The sequence below is a fragment of the Amycolatopsis oliviviridis genome (assembly GCF_014654365.1).
Classification (GTDB): domain Bacteria; phylum Actinomycetota; class Actinomycetes; order Mycobacteriales; family Pseudonocardiaceae; genus Amycolatopsis; species Amycolatopsis oliviviridis.
Map to the genome: position 1 here is coordinate 264,200 of NZ_BNAY01000011.1, position 18,107 is coordinate 282,306.

19 protein-coding genes are annotated in these 18,107 nt (G+C 69.7%); 6 read left to right on the forward strand and 13 right to left on the reverse strand.

Annotation, left to right across the window (positions count from 1 at the left end):
- Nucleotides 1–453: 453 nt before the first annotated feature.
- The 4 genes from IE302_RS37235 to IE302_RS37250 are packed head-to-tail and all read right to left on the reverse strand — an operon-like array spanning nucleotide 454 to nucleotide 3,022.
- Nucleotides 454–933, reverse strand: a complete 480-nt coding sequence (locus IE302_RS37235) for a DinB family protein (RefSeq protein WP_191259207.1) — start codon at nucleotides 931–933, stop codon at nucleotides 454–456.
- 52 nt (nucleotides 934–985) lie between these two features.
- The gene (locus IE302_RS37240) at nucleotides 986–1,954 is read right to left on the reverse strand and encodes an alpha/beta fold hydrolase (RefSeq protein ID WP_191259151.1); all 969 of its coding nucleotides are present in this window, start codon (nucleotides 1,952–1,954) and stop codon (nucleotides 986–988) included.
- A 13-nt stretch (nucleotides 1,955–1,967) separates the two neighbouring features.
- On the reverse strand, nucleotides 1,968–2,432 hold the full coding sequence (locus IE302_RS37245; RefSeq protein WP_191259152.1) for a DinB family protein: 465 nt from the start codon (nucleotides 2,430–2,432) through the stop codon (nucleotides 1,968–1,970).
- On the reverse strand, nucleotides 2,429–3,022 hold the full coding sequence (locus IE302_RS37250) for a class I SAM-dependent methyltransferase (protein ID WP_191259153.1): 594 nt from the start codon (nucleotides 3,020–3,022) through the stop codon (nucleotides 2,429–2,431). The genes IE302_RS37245 and IE302_RS37250 overlap by 4 nt, the downstream gene beginning before the upstream one ends.
- A gap of 68 nt (nucleotides 3,023–3,090) precedes the next feature.
- Here IE302_RS37250 and IE302_RS37255 point away from each other — a divergent pair, with 68 nt between their 5' ends.
- Nucleotides 3,091–3,660, forward strand: coding sequence for a helix-turn-helix domain-containing protein (locus tag IE302_RS37255; protein WP_191259154.1), 570 nt, complete (start codon nucleotides 3,091–3,093; stop codon nucleotides 3,658–3,660).
- Here the strand turns inward: IE302_RS37255 and IE302_RS37260 are convergent.
- Together IE302_RS37260 and IE302_RS37265 are read right to left on the reverse strand one after the other, a co-directional pair.
- Nucleotides 3,657–4,259 carry a response regulator transcription factor gene (locus IE302_RS37260; protein ID WP_191259155.1) on the reverse strand — a complete coding sequence of 201 codons (603 nt, stop codon included), beginning with the start codon at nucleotides 4,257–4,259 and terminating at the stop codon, nucleotides 3,657–3,659. The genes IE302_RS37255 and IE302_RS37260 overlap by 4 nt on opposite strands.
- Complete coding sequence (locus IE302_RS37265; RefSeq protein WP_191259208.1) at nucleotides 4,256–5,374, reverse strand: sensor histidine kinase; 1,119 nt, start codon at nucleotides 5,372–5,374, stop codon at nucleotides 4,256–4,258. Before IE302_RS37265 ends, IE302_RS37260 begins: the two co-directional genes overlap by 4 nt.
- A 119-nt stretch (nucleotides 5,375–5,493) precedes the next feature.
- Between IE302_RS37265 and IE302_RS37270 the strand changes: the two genes are divergently transcribed.
- Nucleotides 5,494–6,378 carry an ABC transporter ATP-binding protein gene (locus IE302_RS37270; RefSeq protein ID WP_191259156.1) on the forward strand — a complete coding sequence of 295 codons (885 nt, stop codon included), beginning with the start codon at nucleotides 5,494–5,496 and terminating at the stop codon, nucleotides 6,376–6,378.
- 31 nt (nucleotides 6,379–6,409) lie between these two features.
- Nucleotides 6,410–7,129 carry an ABC transporter permease gene (locus IE302_RS37275; protein ID WP_191259157.1) on the forward strand — a complete coding sequence of 240 codons (720 nt, stop codon included), beginning with the start codon at nucleotides 6,410–6,412 and terminating at the stop codon, nucleotides 7,127–7,129.
- Nucleotides 7,130–7,159: 30 nt separating this feature from the next.
- Here the strand turns inward: IE302_RS37275 and IE302_RS37280 are convergent, their stop codons facing one another.
- Nucleotides 7,160–7,888: a DUF2306 domain-containing protein gene (locus IE302_RS37280; protein ID WP_191259158.1), complete on the reverse strand. Its 729-nt coding sequence runs from the start codon at nucleotides 7,886–7,888 to the stop codon at nucleotides 7,160–7,162.
- Nucleotides 7,889–7,972: 84 nt separating this feature from the next.
- Between IE302_RS37280 and IE302_RS37285 the strand changes: the two genes are divergently transcribed.
- Entirely contained in the window at nucleotides 7,973–8,737 is a 765-nt protein-coding gene (locus IE302_RS37285) for a TetR/AcrR family transcriptional regulator (protein WP_191259159.1), read from the forward strand.
- Between the two features lie 177 nt (nucleotides 8,738–8,914).
- Here IE302_RS37285 and IE302_RS37290 read toward each other — a convergent pair whose 3' ends face one another.
- The 4 genes from IE302_RS37290 to IE302_RS37305 are packed head-to-tail and all read right to left on the reverse strand — an operon-like array spanning nucleotide 8,915 to nucleotide 12,116.
- Nucleotides 8,915–9,703 (reverse strand): ABC transporter permease, encoded by a 789-nt coding sequence (locus IE302_RS37290; protein ID WP_191259160.1) that lies wholly within the window; start codon nucleotides 9,701–9,703, stop codon nucleotides 8,915–8,917.
- A complete protein-coding gene (locus IE302_RS37295; protein WP_191259162.1) occupies nucleotides 9,700–10,650 on the reverse strand; it encodes an ATP-binding cassette domain-containing protein in 951 nt (316 codons plus the stop codon). The genes IE302_RS37290 and IE302_RS37295 overlap by 4 nt, the downstream gene beginning before the upstream one ends.
- 32 nt (nucleotides 10,651–10,682) lie before the next feature.
- Nucleotides 10,683–11,528, reverse strand: a complete 846-nt coding sequence (locus IE302_RS37300) for a DUF4097 family beta strand repeat-containing protein (RefSeq protein WP_191259163.1) — start codon at nucleotides 11,526–11,528, stop codon at nucleotides 10,683–10,685.
- A gap of 51 nt (nucleotides 11,529–11,579) precedes the next feature.
- Nucleotides 11,580–12,116, reverse strand: a complete 537-nt coding sequence (locus tag IE302_RS37305; protein ID WP_229908185.1) for a toxin-antitoxin system HicB family antitoxin — start codon at nucleotides 12,114–12,116, stop codon at nucleotides 11,580–11,582.
- 441 nt (nucleotides 12,117–12,557) lie between these two features.
- Between IE302_RS37305 and IE302_RS37310 the strand changes: the two genes are divergently transcribed.
- Nucleotides 12,558–13,127 (forward strand): helix-turn-helix transcriptional regulator, encoded by a 570-nt coding sequence (locus IE302_RS37310; protein WP_229908197.1) that lies wholly within the window; start codon nucleotides 12,558–12,560, stop codon nucleotides 13,125–13,127.
- A gap of 9 nt (nucleotides 13,128–13,136) precedes the next feature.
- On the opposite strand, the gene IE302_RS37315 is transcribed toward IE302_RS37310, so the two are convergent.
- On the reverse strand, nucleotides 13,137–13,781 hold the full coding sequence (locus IE302_RS37315; protein WP_191259165.1) for a helix-turn-helix transcriptional regulator: 645 nt from the start codon (nucleotides 13,779–13,781) through the stop codon (nucleotides 13,137–13,139).
- A 93-nt stretch (nucleotides 13,782–13,874) separates the two neighbouring features.
- Here IE302_RS37315 and IE302_RS37320 point away from each other — a divergent pair, with 93 nt between their 5' ends.
- Nucleotides 13,875–16,115: an ATP-binding protein gene (locus IE302_RS37320; RefSeq protein WP_191259166.1), complete on the forward strand. Its 2,241-nt coding sequence runs from the start codon at nucleotides 13,875–13,877 to the stop codon at nucleotides 16,113–16,115.
- Between the two features lie 440 nt (nucleotides 16,116–16,555).
- On the opposite strand, the gene IE302_RS37325 is transcribed toward IE302_RS37320, so the two are convergent.
- Nucleotides 16,556–18,010 (reverse strand): amidase, encoded by a 1,455-nt coding sequence (locus IE302_RS37325; RefSeq protein WP_229908188.1) that lies wholly within the window; start codon nucleotides 18,008–18,010, stop codon nucleotides 16,556–16,558.
- Nucleotides 18,011–18,107 lie beyond the last annotated feature (97 nt).

An 18,107-nucleotide genomic window follows, 5' to 3' on the forward strand; every position in this document is an offset into this window, starting at 1 on the left:
GGCCCCCTTCCTTGCGCCTGGCGCAAGGAAGGGGGCCTTCATGTACATGGGAAGGTGTGAAGGTCGAGTTTCCTCGGCTGAGCCGCGTGAAGGGGGCCTTCACGGACATACGGCCTGGGACCAACCGCAGCCGGAATCCAGCAGGCACCAAAGCCACGGTTGGTTCTCTTGAGGGGTAAGGCAGGGGTGGCGTGTTCGTGGGCGGGTCAGTGGCTCTGCGCGATGCCGGACCTGGGGCACCCACTGTGTGGATTTTGGTGCGTTGGATGCACCGAAATCCACACAGTCCGCGTGACCGGACCGGTCGCGAAGGGGTGTGTGGAAATAGGGACGTTCAACGTCCCTATTTCCACACACCCCTCACCCTGAGCGACACTCCGCGCCCTCATCGGCCACGTCAACCGGACACCTTTGCCTGACCCCTCAATAACCCGAATCGCCGCTCATGACCGGCTAAGCGCTCAGGATCTGCTCGCGCAGGATGTCCGCGTGACCGCCGTGCTGGGCGAGTTCGCGCAGCATGTGCAGGTACACCCAGCGCAGCGGAAGCGGGCCGCGCCGGTTCCCGTGGACCAGGTCGTCCAGGTCGAGGGCCGACGCCGCCTTCCGTGACGCCTCGCAGGCTTCGCGGTACGCCTGCCGCACGGAGGCGATCGTGTCCTCGTCGTCCAGGACGAACGATTCGTCCGGCGTGTCGGGGATTCCGATCTCGGCCCGCGAGCGGCAGGTGACGGCCTCGTCGAACCACACCTTCTCCACGAAGGTCGCGTGCTTCACGAGGCCGAGCAGCGTGGTGCGGGAAGGAACGAGCGACCGGCGCGCCTGCTCCTCGGTCAGCCCCTCCAAACAGGCTTCGAGGCCCCGGCGATGTTCGTCGAGGAACACGTCGAACTGTTCGCGGAAAGGACGATCGAGGACGTCCATTGTGGGCATGGGAAGTGAGGACACGCGCGAAGCATCGCAAAGGTCGTCGATCCCGGGCAACCTACTTCAGGAAGACGATCAGCTCCGCGCTCACGAAGTCCGGATTCTCTTCGGCGAGCCAATGTCCGGCCCGGGGCACGTCGACGGCACGGGCGAGGTTGGCGACGCGGGGTGCCAGCGTGGCCTTCTGCGGTTCGAGGAGCCCTTCGGCGGTCATCAGCAGAGTGGGCGTGGTGATGGGCTTCGCGCCGACGTTCGCGGCCGCGTCCTGGCCGAGCGTGCGGTAGAGCTCGAAGCCGCCGTGCAGGACTTCCGGCCTGGTGTAGGTGCGGGCGTACTCGTCGATCTCGGCGTCGTCGAAGGGCGACGGCGCCCCGGGCCCGCCGAAGGCCGTTCCCGAGTGGGCGACCTGGGGATAGAACAGGGAAAGGTACTCGCGGACGTCGTCGCCGACGACGGCCTCGGGAACCGTCTTCTGCGAGTGGAAGGCGATGTGCCAGCTCAGGTTCCGGTAAGCCGTCGCGTCCAGCGCGGGCCCGGGCAACGGCAGGTCGAGATAGGCGAGCTTGGTGAGATCACCGGGGAACTGCGCGGCGTACTGGAAGGCGACGGCGGCGCCGAGATCGTGCCCGGCGATCCGGGCGTCGCGCAGGCCCAGCTTTCCGGCGACGAGCCCGTGCACGTAGCGGGCGAGAGTCGCCTTGTCGTAGCTCGGCGGCGATCCGGTGCTGTCGCCGAGGCCGGGAAGGTCGAGCGCGTACACCGTGAAGTGCTCGGCCAGCGCGGGCATCACGCGATGCCAGCCGTACCAGGTCTGCGGCCAGCCGTGCAGCAGGACGAGCGGGGCACCCTTCCCGCCGGTCACGTAGTGCATCTTCACCCCGTCGACGTCGGCGAACTCGTGCCGGAACGTCTGCGCGAAAGCCGTGTCGCCGCGGGTGACGTTCTCGTAGGCCGGGGCGGACGGCGGGGCGGCGCAGGCCGTCAGCAGGGCGAGGGCCGCGACGAACGCGGCGGCTCGGTGGAACATGGGAATCTCCGTTTCAGCGCCCGGTGGCGCCGTCGATCAGTTCGCGCAGGATGTCGGCGTGTCCCGCGTGGCGTGCGGTCTCTTCGATCAGGTGGGTCAGCGTCCAGCGCCGTGATCCGCGGCGGGGTGCCTTCGCGGCGAGGTCGTCCCAGGACGCGATCTCGGCGTTCGCCTCGGCGATGGTTTCCCGGTAGGCGGCGAGAATCGACGCCGTCGTCTCGTCCGGTGCCAGGTGGAACGTGGCCTTCCAGTCGGTGACGTGGTGACCGAGCAGCCAGTGCCGTTCCACCTGCGTCAGGTGCTTGACCAGGCCCAGCAGGTTCGTGCCGGAAGGCACTCCCGGTGTCCGGGCCAGGTCTTCCGGCACCCCTTCGGCCTTGGCCACGACGCCGGCGCGCAGGTAGTCGAGGAAACCGGCGAGCACGTCCTTCTCATCGGCTCCCGTGGACGGGGGCCCGGCGTCGCGTTTGCGGCTCATCGCCCTGCCCGCCGGAGCACCAGGACGTGGTCGACGACGGTCGCGGTCTGCCCGGCCGGGCCGGTGGCCTGCCGTTCGGCGGCCTCCGCGCGGTCGATGGACCATTCCACCGGATCGAGCGCCAGCTCCGCGGCCACTTCGAGCGGAGTGGCGTACTCGGCGTCCTGGTCCCACGACCACGGCGCGGCGGAGCCGTGATCGACGACGACCAGCCGTCCGCCCGGCTTCACCGTGTTCGCGGCGGTCCGCAGCACGCGGGCCCGGTCCAGGGCGAACGGCGTGTGGAAGTACAGCGCGGACACCAGGTCGAAGGCGCCGTCGGGGAAATCTTCGGCCAGGTCGACGCGGAGCGCTGTGATCGGCTCGCCGCGGTCCTGGAGCGAGCGCACGGCCGCGCCGGAGATGTCGGCAGCGGTCACCCGCCAGCCTCGGGCGGCCAGCCACAGCGCGTCTCCTCCGCCGCCGCAGCCGAGGTCGAGCGCGGTGCCCGGGGTCAGCGGGCCGGCGATCTCGGCCAGTCTCGTGTTCACCTTCGGCGTCCCGGCGGAGCGCCGTTCGTAGAGTCCGTCCCAGAATTCCGTCGCGTTCATGGTCACCACCTTCGCCGCGGGCACCGCGAATTGGCACGAAAACTTGCCGACCTGGCAAGATCGACGGCATGGACGAGACGGACGAGGTGCTGGACGCGGTCGGCCCCCGGTTGCGCGCCCTGCGCAAACACCGCGGCCTGACCCTGGCCGAGCTGTCGGCGGCGACCGGGATCTCGGAAAGCACCTTGTCGCGACTGGAAAGCGGCGGGCGGCGGCCCACACTGGAACTGCTGCTGCCGCTGGCCCGCGTACACGGCGTGCCCCTCGACGACCTCGTCGGCGCGCCCCGCACCGGCGACCCGCGGATCCATCTGCAGCCGATTCACCGCCACGGCATGACGTTCTTGCCGCTCACCCGGCGCGCGGGCGGCGTGCAGGCGTTCAAGATGCTGATCCCCGGCCGCGACGAACCGGCGGAACCCACGCCACAGACCCATGGCGGCTACGAGTGGGTGTATGTCCTCAATGGACGATTACGGCTGGTGGTCGGCGACCGGGACCTGGTCCTGCCGCCCGGTGAGGCCGCCGAATTCGACACCGCGCTGCCGCACTGGCTCGGCTCGGCCGACGGGCACGCCGTCGAGACCCTGGTCCTTTTCGGACCGCAGGGCGAACGCGCTCATATCCGGGCGCGCTAGAGCCAATCGTGCTCGCGGGCGTACCGGGCCGCCTCGTGCCGGGTCTGGGTCTGCGTCTTCTGCATGGCGTTCGAGAGGTAGTTCCGCACCGTGCCCTGCGCGAGGTGCAGCTGAGCGGCGATCTCGGCGACGGAATAACCTTCGCCGGTCACCCGCAGCACCTCCAGCTCCCGCTCGGTGAGGGGGCAGTCGTCGACGACGGCGAGCGCGGAGACGTCCGGGTCGATCCAGCGTTTGCCCTGGTGCAGGGCGGCGATGACGGACGTGATGTGCGAGGGTTCGGCCGCTTTGCTGACGAAGCCCTGGACGCCGAGTTTGAGCGCCTTGCGCAGCACCCCGGGTTTCGCGTGCCGTGTCAGCATGAGGATGACCTGGTTCGGCCGGGTGCGGCGGATCTCCGCGACCGCGCCGAGCCCGTCCACACCGGGCATTTCGAGGTCGATGACGAGGACGTCGGGCTCGTGCCGCAAGGTCGCCTCGACGGCTTCTTCGCCGTTCTCCGCTTCCGCCAGGACGGTGATCTCACCCTCCAGCGGGAGCAGCGCGGCCATCGCCTTGCGGAGCAGGGCTTCGTCGTCGGCGAGCACCACCGTGGTCATCGCTTCTCCAGTACTTCGGAACGCTTGCCGGGAAAGGATGCGGCCGTCACGAACTGTCCGTCCTCTTGTTCCACCGTCAGTTCGCCGCCGTCGGCGACGACGCGTTGTTCGAGCGCGGCCAGCCCGCGCAGTTCCGGCAGCGGTGCGCGCTGAGCGCCGTCGTTGACGATGCTGATGCTCCATTCCGACAGGGTGATCCGCACCCGGGTCGCCTGCGCGTGGCGCAGGATGTTGGTCGTGGTCTCGCGCAGGACCTGGCCGAGCAGCCTGCCCGCGTCCGGGTCGACGTCCGCCTCCCGGTTGACGCGCACGCGGATCCCCGCGGCCTCGAACAGGTTCCTCGCGTTCTCCAGTTCGGCGGAGAGGTTGAGCTCGCGCTGAGCATAGGCGAGTTCCTTCGTCTGCGTGATCGTGTCGCTGACGAGCGCGTGGATCTCCCCCAGTTCCTGTTTGGCCCGCTCGGCGTCGATGTCCACCAGCTTCCTGGCGAGCGCGGTCTTCAGCTTCACCACGTGCAGCGTATGGCCCTGGATGTCGTGCAGATCGCTGGCAAACCGGACGCGTTCGCGGATCACGGCGAGTTCCGCTTCCCGTTCACGCGACTCTTCGAGTTCCTGCACGACGTCGTAGAACCGCTTGTTGGGGAACATGAGGCCGAGCACGATGGCGGTGATCGCGACGGGGACGAAGACGAACTGGATCAGCTCCCCGGAGACGTCGTCGTGGGCGACCAGCAGCCTCAGGGCACCCACTCCCGCGATGTACGCGGTGAGCGCGAAAGCGGCCGCGACCCGATGGCGGGGCAGCTGGGGGACGACGAGAGCGCCCACGAAGAAGACCCCGAAGAACGCCGAACCACCCCCGACCACCAGTACGGAGAACGGCCATACCGCGGCTGTGACGATCAGGCACGGGATCGCGACCCGCAGGACTTCGCCCGCCGCCCAGCGCACGAAGGCGACCATCGCGGCCACCGTGCCCGCCCCGAGGACGACCGCGTGCCACCAGGTCCGCGCGTCCATCACCACCACGGCCACCCCGGCGACGGCGAGCACCGGGAAGAACATGGTGAGGTTGAGCCTGCGCAGCTGGCCCTTCGCCGGCTCGGTGTCCACATCAGACATGGTCCCAGTATCGGCGCCGGGTGACGGCGGGCAACAGTGACACCGCGTCATGGGTTCATCATGACGTGGCCGCACTGGCCGGACCGGGCCGGAGCGGTTGAGATCAAGGCATGACTTCGACACCAGTGATCGACGTAGACCGGCTGAACCTGAAGTACGGCGACTTCCACGCCGTGAAGGATCTGTCCTTCCAGGTCGGGCGGGGCGAGTTCTACGCCCTGCTGGGCACGAACGGGGCCGGGAAGACCTCGACCTTGGAAACCCTTGAAGGACACCGAAACCCGACGTCGGGAACGGTGCGGGTGCTCGGGAAGAGCCCGCGGGACCGCGCCGCGGTCCGGCCCAAGATGGGCATCATGCTGCAGGAGAGCGGCTTCTCACCGGATCTGACGGTGAAGGAGACGATCCACCTGATCGGGGCGCTGACCCGGCGCACCGACCGGCTCGAACGAGTGCTCGGCGTCGTGGATCTGACCCGCAAAGCCACCACGAAAGTGTCACAACTTTCCGGTGGCGAGAAGCGGCGGCTCGACTTCGCGACCGCGGTGTACGGCTCGCCGGAGCTGGTGTTCCTCGACGAGCCGACGACCGGCCTGGACATCCAGTCGCGGGACGCGTTGTGGGACGCCGTCGACAAGTTGCGCGAGGACGGTTCCACGATCGTGCTCACCACGCACTACCTGGAGGAGGCGCAGCAGCGCGCCGACCGCATCGGCCTGATGCACCGGGGAACCTTCCACCAGGAGGGCACGGTCTCCGAACTGACGCGGACGCTGCCCGCGGTGATCCGGTTCACCCTTCCGCCGTCGACTCCGGCGCTGCCGTTGCAGGGCAGGCGCGAACACGACGGCAAGTTCGTCATCGAGACCTTCGGCCTGCAGAAAGACCTGCACACCCTGCTGCGGTGGGCGCAGGACAACGCGATCGAGCTGGCGGACCTCGAAGCGGGCCCGACCCGGCTCGACGACGTCTTCCGCGCCATCGACAACGACTAGCCGACCACTCACTCCACAAAGGACTCAAGCCATGCTTTCCATCGCCCGCAGCGAGCTGATCCAGATCTTCCGGAACCGCTCGGTCCTGATCACCAGTTTCGTGATGCCCCTCGCGATCTGCGCGTTCTTCGTCTACCAGCACGAACTCTTCGAAAAGATCGGCAGCCTCGGCTACGTCGCGGCGATCCTGATGTTCACCGTCTGCGCGTTCGGTCTCTACACCAGCTCGGTGACCACCCTGGCCTCGCGGCGGCAGAACCTGTTCCTCAAGCGGTTGCGCTCGACCGCGGCCGGGGACTCCTCCATCCTGGTCGGGCTGGTACTGCCGGTCACCGTCATCGCGCTCGTCCAGGTGGCCGTGATCCTGACCGTGCTGGGCGTGATCGCCGAAACGCCGGACAACGTCGGCCTGCTGGTGGTGGCCGTGCTCGCCACCGTCGCCATGATGATCGGCCTCGGCCTGGCCACCGCCGGCCTGACCAACTCCCCCGAGCACGCCCAGGTCACCACCCTGCCGGTCAGCCTCGGCGTCATCGCCGTGGCCAGCTGGGTCGGCATCTCCGGCACCGACGACCTGACCCTGCTCAAGCGGCTGCTGCCCGGGGGCTCGGCCACCGAACTCGCCGTCAACGCCTGGAACGGCGGGGTCGCCGTCGGCGATTCGCTACTCCTGCTCGCCCCGACGCTGGCCTGGGTCTTCGTCGCCGTCGTCCTGGCTTCCCGGATGTTCCGCTGGGAACCGCGCCGCTGACCGTCCGCGGTGGAAGCGGCCGAGGCCGAGTCAGCGAGCCGGCTGGGCAGGCGTCCGTCCCGGACCGGAAACCTTCCTCTCGGCCACGGGCTTCTTCGGGGCCTTGCGGCGGTCCAGCACGAAGTCCGCGAACACCAGCAGGAGCAGCGGGCCGAGCCAGGGCCCGATGCTCAGGGCGCTGTACTTCATGAGCACTTCGTTGCCGCCGAAGGTGGTGTCGAGCTGCGGCGTCAGCGCGATCGTGGCCACGACGTTGATCACCCGGCTCAGCACGATCGACATCGCGAGCGCGAAGCTGCGGGACATCCACCGGCGGTGGTCGGCGAACCGGCGCTGACGTGCCATCCGCAGTCCGATGATCGTGACCGCGATCCACAGCACCGAGCCCACCAGGTTGGCCACCCGCACGGACGGGCCCACGGCGGTGTGCCAGCCGATGTACAGCCCCACGAACCCGGCGGGGAGAGCTCCGGCGAAGACGTAGATCCGCCCGGTGATCCGGTGCCCGCGCCGGTACTTGGCCCGGAACGCGGGCCAGACCTGGAAGCAGGCGGTCACCATGGCGACCGTCCCGAAGAGGACGTGCGCGACGAGCAGCGGGTAGTAGAGGCCGTCGCCCGGCGGCGGTTCGAGCCGCGACCGTGCCGGGTCGAAGGTCAGGTACGGCGGGACGGAGAAGGCCAGGAAAACACCCGCCACCAGCATCAACGGGACGATCCAGGGGCGCCGCCACCAGCGGGGCTCGTTCGACGAGGTCATGGTGATCCGTTCGGGAGAAGACGATCAGAAACTATGTACACCATACACATGAACGTACGTCATACAGAGTTTTAGGATGAACGGATGGCGACACGTGACGGCAAGGGCCCGGATCTCCAGCGCAGCCTCGCGCTGCTGTGGGCCGGGCGCACCCCTGGCAGGCGCGGGCCGCGGGCCCAGCTCTCCGTCGAGCGCATCGCGCGGGCCGCGATCCAGGTCGCGGACGCCGAGGGCCTGGACGCGCTCTCCATGCAGCGGGTCGCCACCGAGCTCGGCTACTCGACGATGTCGCTCTACAACCACATCGCGAGCAAGGACCTGCTCCTGGAGGTGATGGCCGACGTCGCGGCCGCGGAACCACCCGGCCTTGACGACGCGGCGGACTTCCGTGACGCCGTCCATCAGTGGGTGGAGGCGCTCTGGGCCGGCTTCCGGACACGTCCCTGGCTGCTGCGCGTCCCGCTCGACCACTCCCCGATCGGTCCCAACCATCTCGCCTGGATGGACCGCCTGCTGCGCCCCCTGCTCAAGGCCGGGCTCGCCCCCGGCGAGGCGAGGGCCGCCGCCCTGCACCTGACCGCCGTCGTCCGCGGCACGGCGCAGCTCAGCCTGGACATGGACAGCGCACACAAGACCGCGGGCGGGCTCCCGCACACCGAAACCGAAGTGTCACAGGCGCTGACCGAACTCATCACCCCCGAGGACTACCCCGCGCTGGCCGCCGTCCACGCGGCGGAAGCCACCGTCCATTCAGGACACGAGGAGACCGGGAAGCTGCCCGCGGAACTCGGCTTCGGGGTGGACCGGTTCCTGGACGGCATCGACGCCTGGGTTTCGAAGCGGACCTGACTCACGAGGGCGCGTCGGGGTCAGGCCGACATGACCGCCCCGGTATCGCGCGGGGTCAAGTGGGTCGTGAGTGGTAAGTGACGTTAGAACGACACTTACCACTCACGACAGCACTGCGCCCCGGACCGGAACCGCCTTCACGGTTCCAGCCCGGGGCGACCCCCAGTTCACTCAAGCTCAGCGGTCACGTTCCTTGGCGAACAAGGACTTCGACCACAGGTACCCGACGGCCGAGAGCACGACGCACCAGCCGAGCGCGAGCCAGGCGCTGTTCCCGATCGGGGTGCCGAGCAGCAGTCCCCGGATGGTCTCGATGACCGGCGTGAACGGCTGGTAGTCGGCGAACCAGCGCAGCCAGGCGGGCATGGAGTCGGTGGGCACGAACCCGCTGCCGAGGAAGGGCAGCAGCATGAAGATCATGGGCGTGTTGCTCGCCGTCTCCACGCTCTTGGCCGCGAGACCCAGCGCCACCGAAAGCCAGGTGAGCGCGATGGTCAGCAGCAACAGCACACCGACCACGGCGAACCAGTCGCCGACGCCCGCCGTCGGCGAGAAGCCGACGAGCAGCGTGACCCCGAAGACCACGGCGAGGGCGAACGCCGTCTGGATGAACGCGCCGATCACGTGCCCGGTCAGGACGGAGGCCTTGCTGATCGCCATCGTGCGGAACCGCGCGATGATGCCCTCGGTCATGTCCGTCGCCACCGAGATCGCGGTGCCGAGGGCGGCGCTGCACACGGTCACGAGCAGGATGGCGGGCGTGACGTAGCCGACGTACTCGGCTCTGCCGCCCCCGCCGCCGAGGCCGTTCCCGAGTGTCCCGCCGAAGACGTAGACGAACAGCAGCAGGAACACGATCGGCTGGCCGATCAGCATGATGGTGAGCGACGGATACCGCTGCATGTGCCGAAGGTTGCGGCGCAGCATGGTCGCCGAGTCACGCATCGAGAGGGACAGGGTGGTCATCGGGCCATCTCCTTGGTCGCTTCGGTCCGGTGGCCGGTGAGGCTGAGGAACACGTCGTCGAGATCCGGGGTGTGCACGGTGAGGCTGTCGATGGCGACGGCTTCGGCGTCGAGCCGGTCCAGCACCGCGCGGAGGGCGGTGACGGTGCCGTCGGTCGGCACGCGGAGCACCAGCGCCTCTTCGTCCGAAGTGGACACCTGGAGCGCACGGGTCGCGTCGCGCAGCGCGACCGTGTCGGGGAACTTCAGCTGCATGTGCCCGCCGGGCACGCGCCGCTTCAGTTCGTCGGGCGTGCCCAGCGCGACGATCCGGCCGCCGTCGAGCACCGCGACGCGGTCGGCGAGCTGATCGGCCTCCTCCAGGTACTGCGTGGTGAGGAAGATCGTCACGCCACCCTCGACGAGATCCCGGATGATCTCCCACATCGTGCGGCGGCTGCGCGGGTCGAGCCCCGTGGTCGGTTCGTCGAGGAAGATGACCTGGGGGTCGCCGATCAGCGTCATCGCCAGATCGAGCTTGCGGCGCATGCCGCCCGAGAAGGTGGACGGCGTCTTCTTCGCGGCGTCGGCCAGTTCGAACCGTTCCAGGAGTTCGGCGGCACGCTCGCGCCCCGCGCGGCGCGGCAGATGGTGCAGATCCGCCATGAGGAACAGGTTCTCCTCACCGGTGAGGAGGTTGTCGACCGCGGAGAACTGGCCGGTGACACCGATGGCGGCGCGGACGCCGTCCGGATCGGTGGCCAGGTCGGCTCCGGCGATGGTCGCGCCACCGGCGTCCGGGCCGACCAACGTGGACAGGATGTTGACCGTGGTGGTCTTGCCCGCGCCGTTCGGGCCGAGCAACGAGAAGACGGTGCCGGTCGGGACGTGCAGATCGATGCCGTCCAAGACGACCTTGTCGCCGTAGGACTTGCGCAGTCCGGTCGCGGAGATGGCCGGGTGTCTCATGTGGATTCCCCTGATGTGTAAGGACTCGCGGGTCAGGAACGGTGGACGATGATGTCGCCGACGGCGGTCCCGGCGTGGACTTCGAGCTTGTCGGTCGTGTCACCGGGCGTGCCGGAGGCGGTCATGTCGTTGATGACGCGGCCGAAGCGGGTGTTCACGTCGAGCCAGGCCGCGCTGCCCTCGCGGATGCCGATCTCGATGTCCCCCATCGACGTGTCGAGGTTGAGCGTGCCCCTGGCCGCGTCGAGCACGCGGACGGAACCGTTGGCGGTCTTGGCTTCGACACCGCTCTCGGCCTTGTCGACGGCGATGTCGCCGTTGGCCGAGCGGAGGCGGATCGAGTCACCGGCCGTCCCGACCGTGGTGGATCCGTTGGAGTTCTTGACCACCGCGGTGCCCGTGATCGCGCCGATCTCCACCCGGCCGGAACTCGTGCTGACGTCGGCGTTGCCGTCGACGTGGCCGACGACGATGCTCCCGGACGCGGAGCGCAGTTTCACCTCGCCGGTGTGGTCGAGCCGGATGTGCCCGGTCCCGGACTTGTAGTGGCACGAACCGATCCGCCCGGTCACCGTCAGGTCGCCGAGGCCGGTGCTCCCCTGCACCCGGGAGCCGGCGGGCAGCTCGATGGTCACGTCGATCGACCTGGTGCGGTGGGAGAAGTCGAGCAGGCGCATCTTCGGCGCGCGGACCGTCAGCGTGCCGCCGGAGAATTCGACGACTGTCCGCTTCGCGGCGGCGACGTCGGAGTCGTTGTTCGCGTCCATCGGAGCGACTTCGACGACCGTGTCGGTGCGGTCCCCGGCGACGATGCGGACGGTACCGACGACCGGTTCGAGGTCGGCGACGATGGGTTCCGGAGTGGCGAAAGAAGGCATGGTTGTCCCCTGAAAGGTGATGTGTTGGGTGTTTGTGCTGGTCTGCGGGGTCTAGCTGACCCAGCCGGTGTAACGCTGCGTGCCGGGCAGGCCGCCGCCTGAAGAGCTCCGCGGAGCGGCCGGTTCCGACGGTCGCAACGCGGCGGACGCGGCCCGGACGAGCCACGCGTTGACCGAACGGCCTTGCGCGGCCGCGGCCTCTTCGACGCGCGCCTTGAGCTGTTCCGGCAACCGGAAGTTGATGCGGGCCGTGGCCCCCTCCTCGTCCGGGACCGGCGGCAGTGGCGGCATCGGCGGCGCCGGAGGCTCCGGCACCGATGCCGCGACGGGACCGGCTTGTCCGGCCGCGGGAAGCGTGACGGCGAAGCTGGCTTCCCCGGCACGAAGCCGGACCTCGACCGAGCCGGGTGCGAGGTCACGCGTGATCTCGTCCGACGCGGCGGACAACGCGTCCAGCAGCGCGAGACGGATGGCCGACGCGAGCGGCGCGGTCAGTCGTTCGGCGAGAGCGCTCGCCTCGGCTCCCCCCGCCTCGGCGGCGACGGCGAGCTCCCGGCGAACGTTGTCCACAAAGGGCGTCAAATCCATGATGCCATCATGGCACCATGGTGGCGCCATCGCAAGGGCAAAGTGGTGTCAAGTGGTGCCAAAGTGGCGTTTCCGCAGGTCGAAGCCACTTTATTCGGTCATGCGACCTGAGGATGCCCCTTCGGCCAGTCTCGGCTGGCGGGGGAAGCAGGACACGGCCGAACGCGTTGCCGGGGCCGTTCACGGCGGGCGAGAATCGCCACGAGCCGCAGGGAAAAGGGAGCGACCCACCGTCAGGTGTGGGGGTCACCCAGGCGGGCCGCTACCCGAACTCCACCGTACAAGAGGTCCGGCCGCTCGCGCGGGCAACGCTTTTTGTCCTTGCGGCTCTTGACAAACCGAAGATCCACAGTGGACTGAACGGCGTCCGCGGCAGAAGAGGAACACATGCGAGCAGTTCGGGTGAGCGTCTGCGCCCTGGACCCCATCACGAAGGCCGGGATGGCCGACCTCCTCGACACCCGGGCGACCGTGCGCGTGGTCGACGGCCGGACCCGGGATGAAACCGACGTGGTCGTCGCCGCCTTCGATCGGCTTTCGACCGACGCGGTCACCGCGTTGCGCACGGTCACCGCCGAACTCGGCAAGCCGATCGTGCTGGTGACCGACCGGATCGAGGAAGGCGGGCTCGCGGCCGCGGTGGCGTGCCGGGTGGTCGCCATCCTGCCGAGGTCGGCGGCGACCGACGCTCGCGTGGCCGAAAGCGTCCGCGTCGCCGCGTCGGGAAGCGTGAGCAGGCCGTCCGATCTGCTCGACCGGCTGGCCGAACACGCCGAACGGCTCCACCGGGAGATGCTCGCGCCGAACGGGCCCGCCGGGGCCGCCCTCTCCTCGCGGGAGATCGACGTCCTGCGCCTGATGGCCGACGGGCTCGACACGGGTGAGATCGCCGCCGAACTCTCCTACTCGGAACGCACGGTGAAGAACATCATCTACGCCCTCACCGACCGGCTGCGGCTGCGGAACCGGTCGCACGCGGTGGCTTACGCGATCCGTGAAGGAGTCATCTGAAGGCGCTCGTCAGATGAGGCCTTCGCGGAGCGCGTAGGCCACGACGTGCGTGCGGTTGCGCAGGCCGAACCGGCTGAGCAGACCGTGCAGGATGTTCTTCACCGTCCGGTCGGAGTACGCCACCCGCCGGGCGATCTCACCGGTGTCGAAGCCTTCCGCCAGCAGCCGGAGCACCTCGGTCTCCCGCGGCGACAAACCGCTGAGCGTGAGCTCGCGCGGCTCGAGAACTTCCTTGTGCAGCCGCGAAATCCCGCGGAGCAGGCTGCCGAGCTGGTCGGCGGGCAGATCACCCCGGCCGGCGTGGGCGTCGGCGACGGCGCGCCGCAGCCGCGCGGGCGTCGCCTCGGCGCGGGCGACGACGACGGCGAGCCCGCGCTCCACCGCGGCCCACAGTTCCGCCTGATTGGGCTGATCGGCGACCAGCACCAGCCGGGCCGGACCGGCCGGGATCCGGTGCGGCTCGTTTCCCGCGACCGCGACCAGGACGTCGGCCTGCTCCGGGTCGTCCCGCAGGGTGATGCCGGGGCCGTCGCCGAGCGCGCTGCGCAGGCCCGCCCGGACGAGCGGATCCCCGGCGTGCACGGCGACCCGGATCTCCCCGCGTTCCTGGGTCCGGAGCATCGGCCGGACGGGTGTCGTCATGGTCGTCGACATGCATTCCAGGTAACCGGCCCCGGCGAAGGCGGGACAAGCGGAACCAGGGGGCAGCTTTTCCTCACCGGAAGCCTGCCGGTTGAATGGACCGCGGTGGAACCGGTGGAGGCGAGTGAGAAACGGTCGGTGTTCGGCAAACTCCTGCTCGAACACCGCCGCGCCGCGGGCTGGACACAGGAGCGGCTGGCCGAGGCTTCGGGGATCAGCGTCCGTGCCCTGCGCGAACTGGAACGCGGCCGCGCACGCGCCGCCCAGCAGCGCTCCGCCGAAGTCCTGGCGGACGCGCTCGGCCTGACCGGCGGTGAGCGGGAGTTCTTCCTGACCGTCGCCAAACAGGGACGACGCCGGAACCCGGCGCTGGCCGCCCAGGTCGCGGCGACCTGCGCGCTGCCCGCGCCGCTGGCGGATCTGTCCGGCCGGGAAAGCGAACTGGAGCAGTTGTCCGCGAAGGTCGCCGAAGGTGGCGGCGTGGTCGCGATCGTCGGGCAGGCCGGGGTCGGGAAGACCGCGCTCGCGGTGACCGCGGCGGACCGGTGGCGGCCGGATTTCCCGGACGGCGGCTACGCGGTGGACCTGCGCGGGATGGACGACGAACCGCTGAGCGCCGGGACCGCGCTCGACCGGCTGCTGCGCGCGCTCGACGTCGCGCCGGGGCAGGTCCCCGCCTCCGAAAGCGAACGGTCGGCGTTGCTGCGGATGCTGCTCGAAGACCGGAAAGTGCTGCTGCTGCTCGACAACGCCGCCGACGAGGCGCAGGTCCGGCCGCTGCTGGTCGCCGGGCCGGACAGTCTCACCCTGATCACCTGCCGCCGCACGCTCGCCGGCCTCGAGGGCGCCCGCTGGCTGGCGCTCGAACCGCTTTCGGACCGCGGCGCGACCGGACTGCTCGCCAGGATCATCGGCGAGGACCGGGTGCGCGCGGAACCCGCCGCCGCGCGGGAACTCGTCGAGCTGTGCGGGTACCTGCCGCTCGCGGTCCGGATCGCGGGCAACCGGCTCGCCACCCGGCCGCAGTGGTCCGTCGCCCACCTGGCCGACCGGCTGCGCGACGAAAGCACCCGGCTGCGCGCGCTCGCGGCGGGCGATCTCCAGCTGCGGTCGGCGTTCGACCTCTCCTATCGCGCGGTTTCGGCCGGGGCGCGCCGGCTGTTCCGGCGGCTGGCGACCGTGCCGGGCGCCGACTTCGGCCTCGAACTCGCGGGCGTGGTTTCGGGCGCGGCACCCGCCGACGTCCGTGAGCACCTCGACGAACTCGTCGACGCCAGCCTCCTGCAGACCACGGCCGAACCGGAACGTCACCAATTCCACGACCTGATCCGTCTCTTCGCCGAGGAACGGTTCGAGGCGGAGGAAGACCCGGCAGCGCGGGACATCGTGCTCGCCCACCTGCTCGACAAGGCGGCCGGAGCGGCCGAGTTGTTCTACCCCAAGGCACCGGAGACCGGCCGGTTCGGCTCGCGGGACGAGCTCGCCCGCTGGCTGGACGTCGAAGGCGAGAACTGGGTCGCCGCGCACCGGCTGGCGGCGCGGAAGGGCTGGCACCGTGAGGTCAGCGCGCTCGCCGTCGCGCTGCACTGGTACTCCGACGGGCGCAGCGCCCAGAAGCCGTGGCTGGAGATCTTCTCACTCGGCGCGGCCGCGGCGAGCACGCTCGGCAACGCCGGTGACGAGGCGAAACTGCTCAACTTCGTCGGCTGGGCCGGCAGTGTCTGCGCCGGTGACGACAAAGGCGCCGTCCTGACGCACCGCCGCGCGCTGGACATCGCCGTCCGGATCGGCGACCGCGTCGAGGAGACCTGGGCGTCCATCTACCTCGGCCAGGTACTGCGGCTGATCGGCGAGAACGACGAAGCGTTCGAGTTCGCGAAGCGCGGGTACGAACTGGCGGACGAACTGCCGTTCTGGGACGGGCAGACCACGGCGCGGAACATGTACGGGCGCGCGCTGCTCAACGCCGGACGGCACACCGAGGCGCTCGCCGTGCACCGGGCCGTGCTCTCCGACGCCGAACGGCTGGCGAGCGACACCTATCCCGGTTTCCACCAGCTGCTGAAGACCCTGACCCTGCGCGCCATCGGTGACGTGCTCGGCGGTCTCGCCGAATGGCGGGAAGCGGCGGGCCACTACCGCACCAGCCGGTGGCTCGCGTGGGAAGGCGGTTTCGACGGGCTCGAGGTGATCAGCGCGATCCGCGAGGGGCGTGCCTGGCGGGAGGCCGGTGCCTTCGAGGAGGCCAGGGAATGCCTCACCCTCGCCGTGGATCTCTGCACCGCCCCGTCGTTCAACGCTTGGCGGGAACAGGCATCGGCCGAGTTGGCACTCCTGCGCAAGTGAGGCGCCGGTCCAGGTGGTCGTGAGTGGTAAGTGTCGTTAGAACGTCACTTACCACTCACGACCACCCCGACCCACTCGCTACCGGCGCTTGCCCGCTTGCCTGTACATGAAGGCCCCTTCCTTGCGCCTGGCTCCGTGAAGGACCCCTTCATGTACTTAGGTCGCCCGTGAAGGCCGAGTTCCCTCGGCTGAGCCGCGTAAAGGGGGCCTTCACGCGCACCCGCTGTGGTGTGTGGGGTTTCTGTGACGGCTGAGGGTTTCTGGGGTGGTGCGGCTGTCCGTGAAGGCCCCCTTGAGGGACCCAGAGTCCGTGAAGGCCTCCTTCACTACCTTCAAAGTAGGCGAGGAGGCCTTCACGGACAGCAGGTGAGCAAGAAGCCGGTACCGAGTCGGGCAAGGGGGTCGTGAGTGGTAAGTGACGTTAGAACGGCACTTACCACTCACGACCCGTACGAGACCGGCACGGGACGCCTCTCCGCCCAGGGCGCCGCCTCCTCCAGCTGGGCGGCGAGCCGGATGAGGACGTCCTCGCGGTCCTGGGCGGCGACGAACTGGACGCCGATCGGCAGCCCCTCGGCGTTCCAGTGCAGCGGCAACGAGATCGCGGGCTGGCCGGTGATGTTGAACGGCGCCGTGAACGCCGCGCCGACGGCGATCCCGGCGGCCAGTTCCTCGGGCGACTTCGCGTCCGGGGCGAGGTGTCCGAGTTCGGCGGGCGGCGCGGGCGACGTGGGGGTGAGCAGGACGTCCAGTTCGTCCTCCCAGAGTGCCGCGACGCCTCGGGCCCACCGCTGCGACGAGAGCGATCCGGCGAGCCACTGCACGGCGGTGACCGAGCGGCCCGCTTCGGCGAGCATCGCGTTCATGGGCTCCAGCACGGAAGACGGCAGCCGTTCGCCGAGCCGCTCGGACCAGGCGTCGAGTTCCCAGGTGACGACGGCCGCGAGCAGCGCGGGCATGGTGTCGAACATCCCCGGCGCGTCGAGGGCGGCGGCCGCGGTGGGAGTGACGTGGTGACCGAGGGATTCGAGCAGACGGGCGGTCCGCTCGACGGCGGCGACGCTGTCGGCGTGCGCGGTTTCGCAGGTGCCCGGGGCGGTGATCCGGAACCCGATGCGCAGGGAACCGGGATCCGCGCCGACCTCTGTCCGATATGGACGGTCCGGCGACGGCGCGCTGTAGGGATCCCCCGGTGCGGCGCCCGCGGTGACGTCGAGGACCGCCGCCGTGTCCCGGACCGACCGGGTCAGGACGTGTTCGTGGGTGACCTGGCCCCAGTACTCGCCGAATTCCGGTCCGAGGCTGGTCCGCGCGCGGCTCGGCTTCAGCCCGACCAGCCCGCAGGCGGCCGCCGGGATCCGGATCGAGCCCGCCATGTCGTTGCCGTGCGCGACCGGGACCATGCCCGAAGCCACCGCGGCGGCGGATCCGCCGCTCGATCCGCCCGGCGACCGCGCCGGGTTCCAGGGATTCCGGGTCGGGCCGTGCAGGAGCGGTTCGGTGGTGATGCTGGTCGCCAGTTCCGGCGTGTTCGTCCGGCCGCAGAACAGGAAGCCCGCGGCCCGCAGGCGCGCGGCCAGGTACGAGTCCGACGGGGCGCGCCAATCACGGTCGCGGAGAACGCGCATGCCGCCGTGCACCGGATCGCCCGCGGTGTGGCAGAGGAAGTCCTTCAGCAGCATCGGCACGCCGTGGAACGGTCCCTCTCCGCGCGCCGTCACCGCCTCCCGCCGGGCCTGGTCGAACCGGGTGCTGACCACGGCGTTGAGCTCGACGTCGAGCTTCCCGATCCGCGCGATCGCCGCGTCCAGCAGTTCCAGCGGTGACACCTGTCGCGTGCGGACCAGTTCCGCCTGCGCCGTCGCGTCCAGCCAGGTGAAATCATCGCCAGTCATGAGTCCATTGTCGATCAGTCGCGACGGGACTTCCGGTGATCGCCGTCGATCAGGGCGGTTCGTGCAACGGATCATGCCCCTTCGGTTCCTCGTCGAC

Coding starts and splice junctions, on each gene's coding strand:
- IE302_RS37235 (WP_191259207.1), bottom strand. CDS start 933: ATGCCCACAATGGACGTCCTCGATCGTCCTTTCCGCGAACAGTTCGAC.
- IE302_RS37240 (WP_191259151.1), bottom strand. CDS start 1,954: ATGTTCCACCGAGCCGCCGCGTTCGTCGCGGCCCTCGCCCTGCTGACG.
- IE302_RS37245 (WP_191259152.1), bottom strand. CDS start 2,432: ATGAGCCGCAAACGCGACGCCGGGCCCCCGTCCACGGGAGCCGATGAG.
- IE302_RS37250 (WP_191259153.1), bottom strand. CDS start 3,022: ATGAACGCGACGGAATTCTGGGACGGACTCTACGAACGGCGCTCCGCC.
- IE302_RS37255 (WP_191259154.1), top strand. CDS start 3,091: ATGGACGAGACGGACGAGGTGCTGGACGCGGTCGGCCCCCGGTTGCGC.
- IE302_RS37260 (WP_191259155.1), bottom strand. CDS start 4,259: ATGACCACGGTGGTGCTCGCCGACGACGAAGCCCTGCTCCGCAAGGCG.
- IE302_RS37270 (WP_191259156.1), top strand. CDS start 5,494: ATGACTTCGACACCAGTGATCGACGTAGACCGGCTGAACCTGAAGTAC.
- IE302_RS37275 (WP_191259157.1), top strand. CDS start 6,410: ATGCTTTCCATCGCCCGCAGCGAGCTGATCCAGATCTTCCGGAACCGC.
- IE302_RS37280 (WP_191259158.1), bottom strand. CDS start 7,888: ATGACCTCGTCGAACGAGCCCCGCTGGTGGCGGCGCCCCTGGATCGTC.
- IE302_RS37285 (WP_191259159.1), top strand. CDS start 7,973: ATGGCGACACGTGACGGCAAGGGCCCGGATCTCCAGCGCAGCCTCGCG.
- IE302_RS37290 (WP_191259160.1), bottom strand. CDS start 9,703: ATGACCACCCTGTCCCTCTCGATGCGTGACTCGGCGACCATGCTGCGC.
- IE302_RS37295 (WP_191259162.1), bottom strand. CDS start 10,650: ATGAGACACCCGGCCATCTCCGCGACCGGACTGCGCAAGTCCTACGGC.
- IE302_RS37300 (WP_191259163.1), bottom strand. CDS start 11,528: ATGCCTTCTTTCGCCACTCCGGAACCCATCGTCGCCGACCTCGAACCG.
- IE302_RS37305 (WP_229908185.1), bottom strand. CDS start 12,116: ATGGATTTGACGCCCTTTGTGGACAACGTTCGCCGGGAGCTCGCCGTC.
- IE302_RS37310 (WP_229908197.1), top strand. CDS start 12,558: ATGGCCGACCTCCTCGACACCCGGGCGACCGTGCGCGTGGTCGACGGC.
- IE302_RS37315 (WP_191259165.1), bottom strand. CDS start 13,781: ATGTCGACGACCATGACGACACCCGTCCGGCCGATGCTCCGGACCCAG.
- IE302_RS37325 (WP_229908188.1), bottom strand. CDS start 18,010: ATGACTGGCGATGATTTCACCTGGCTGGACGCGACGGCGCAGGCGGAA.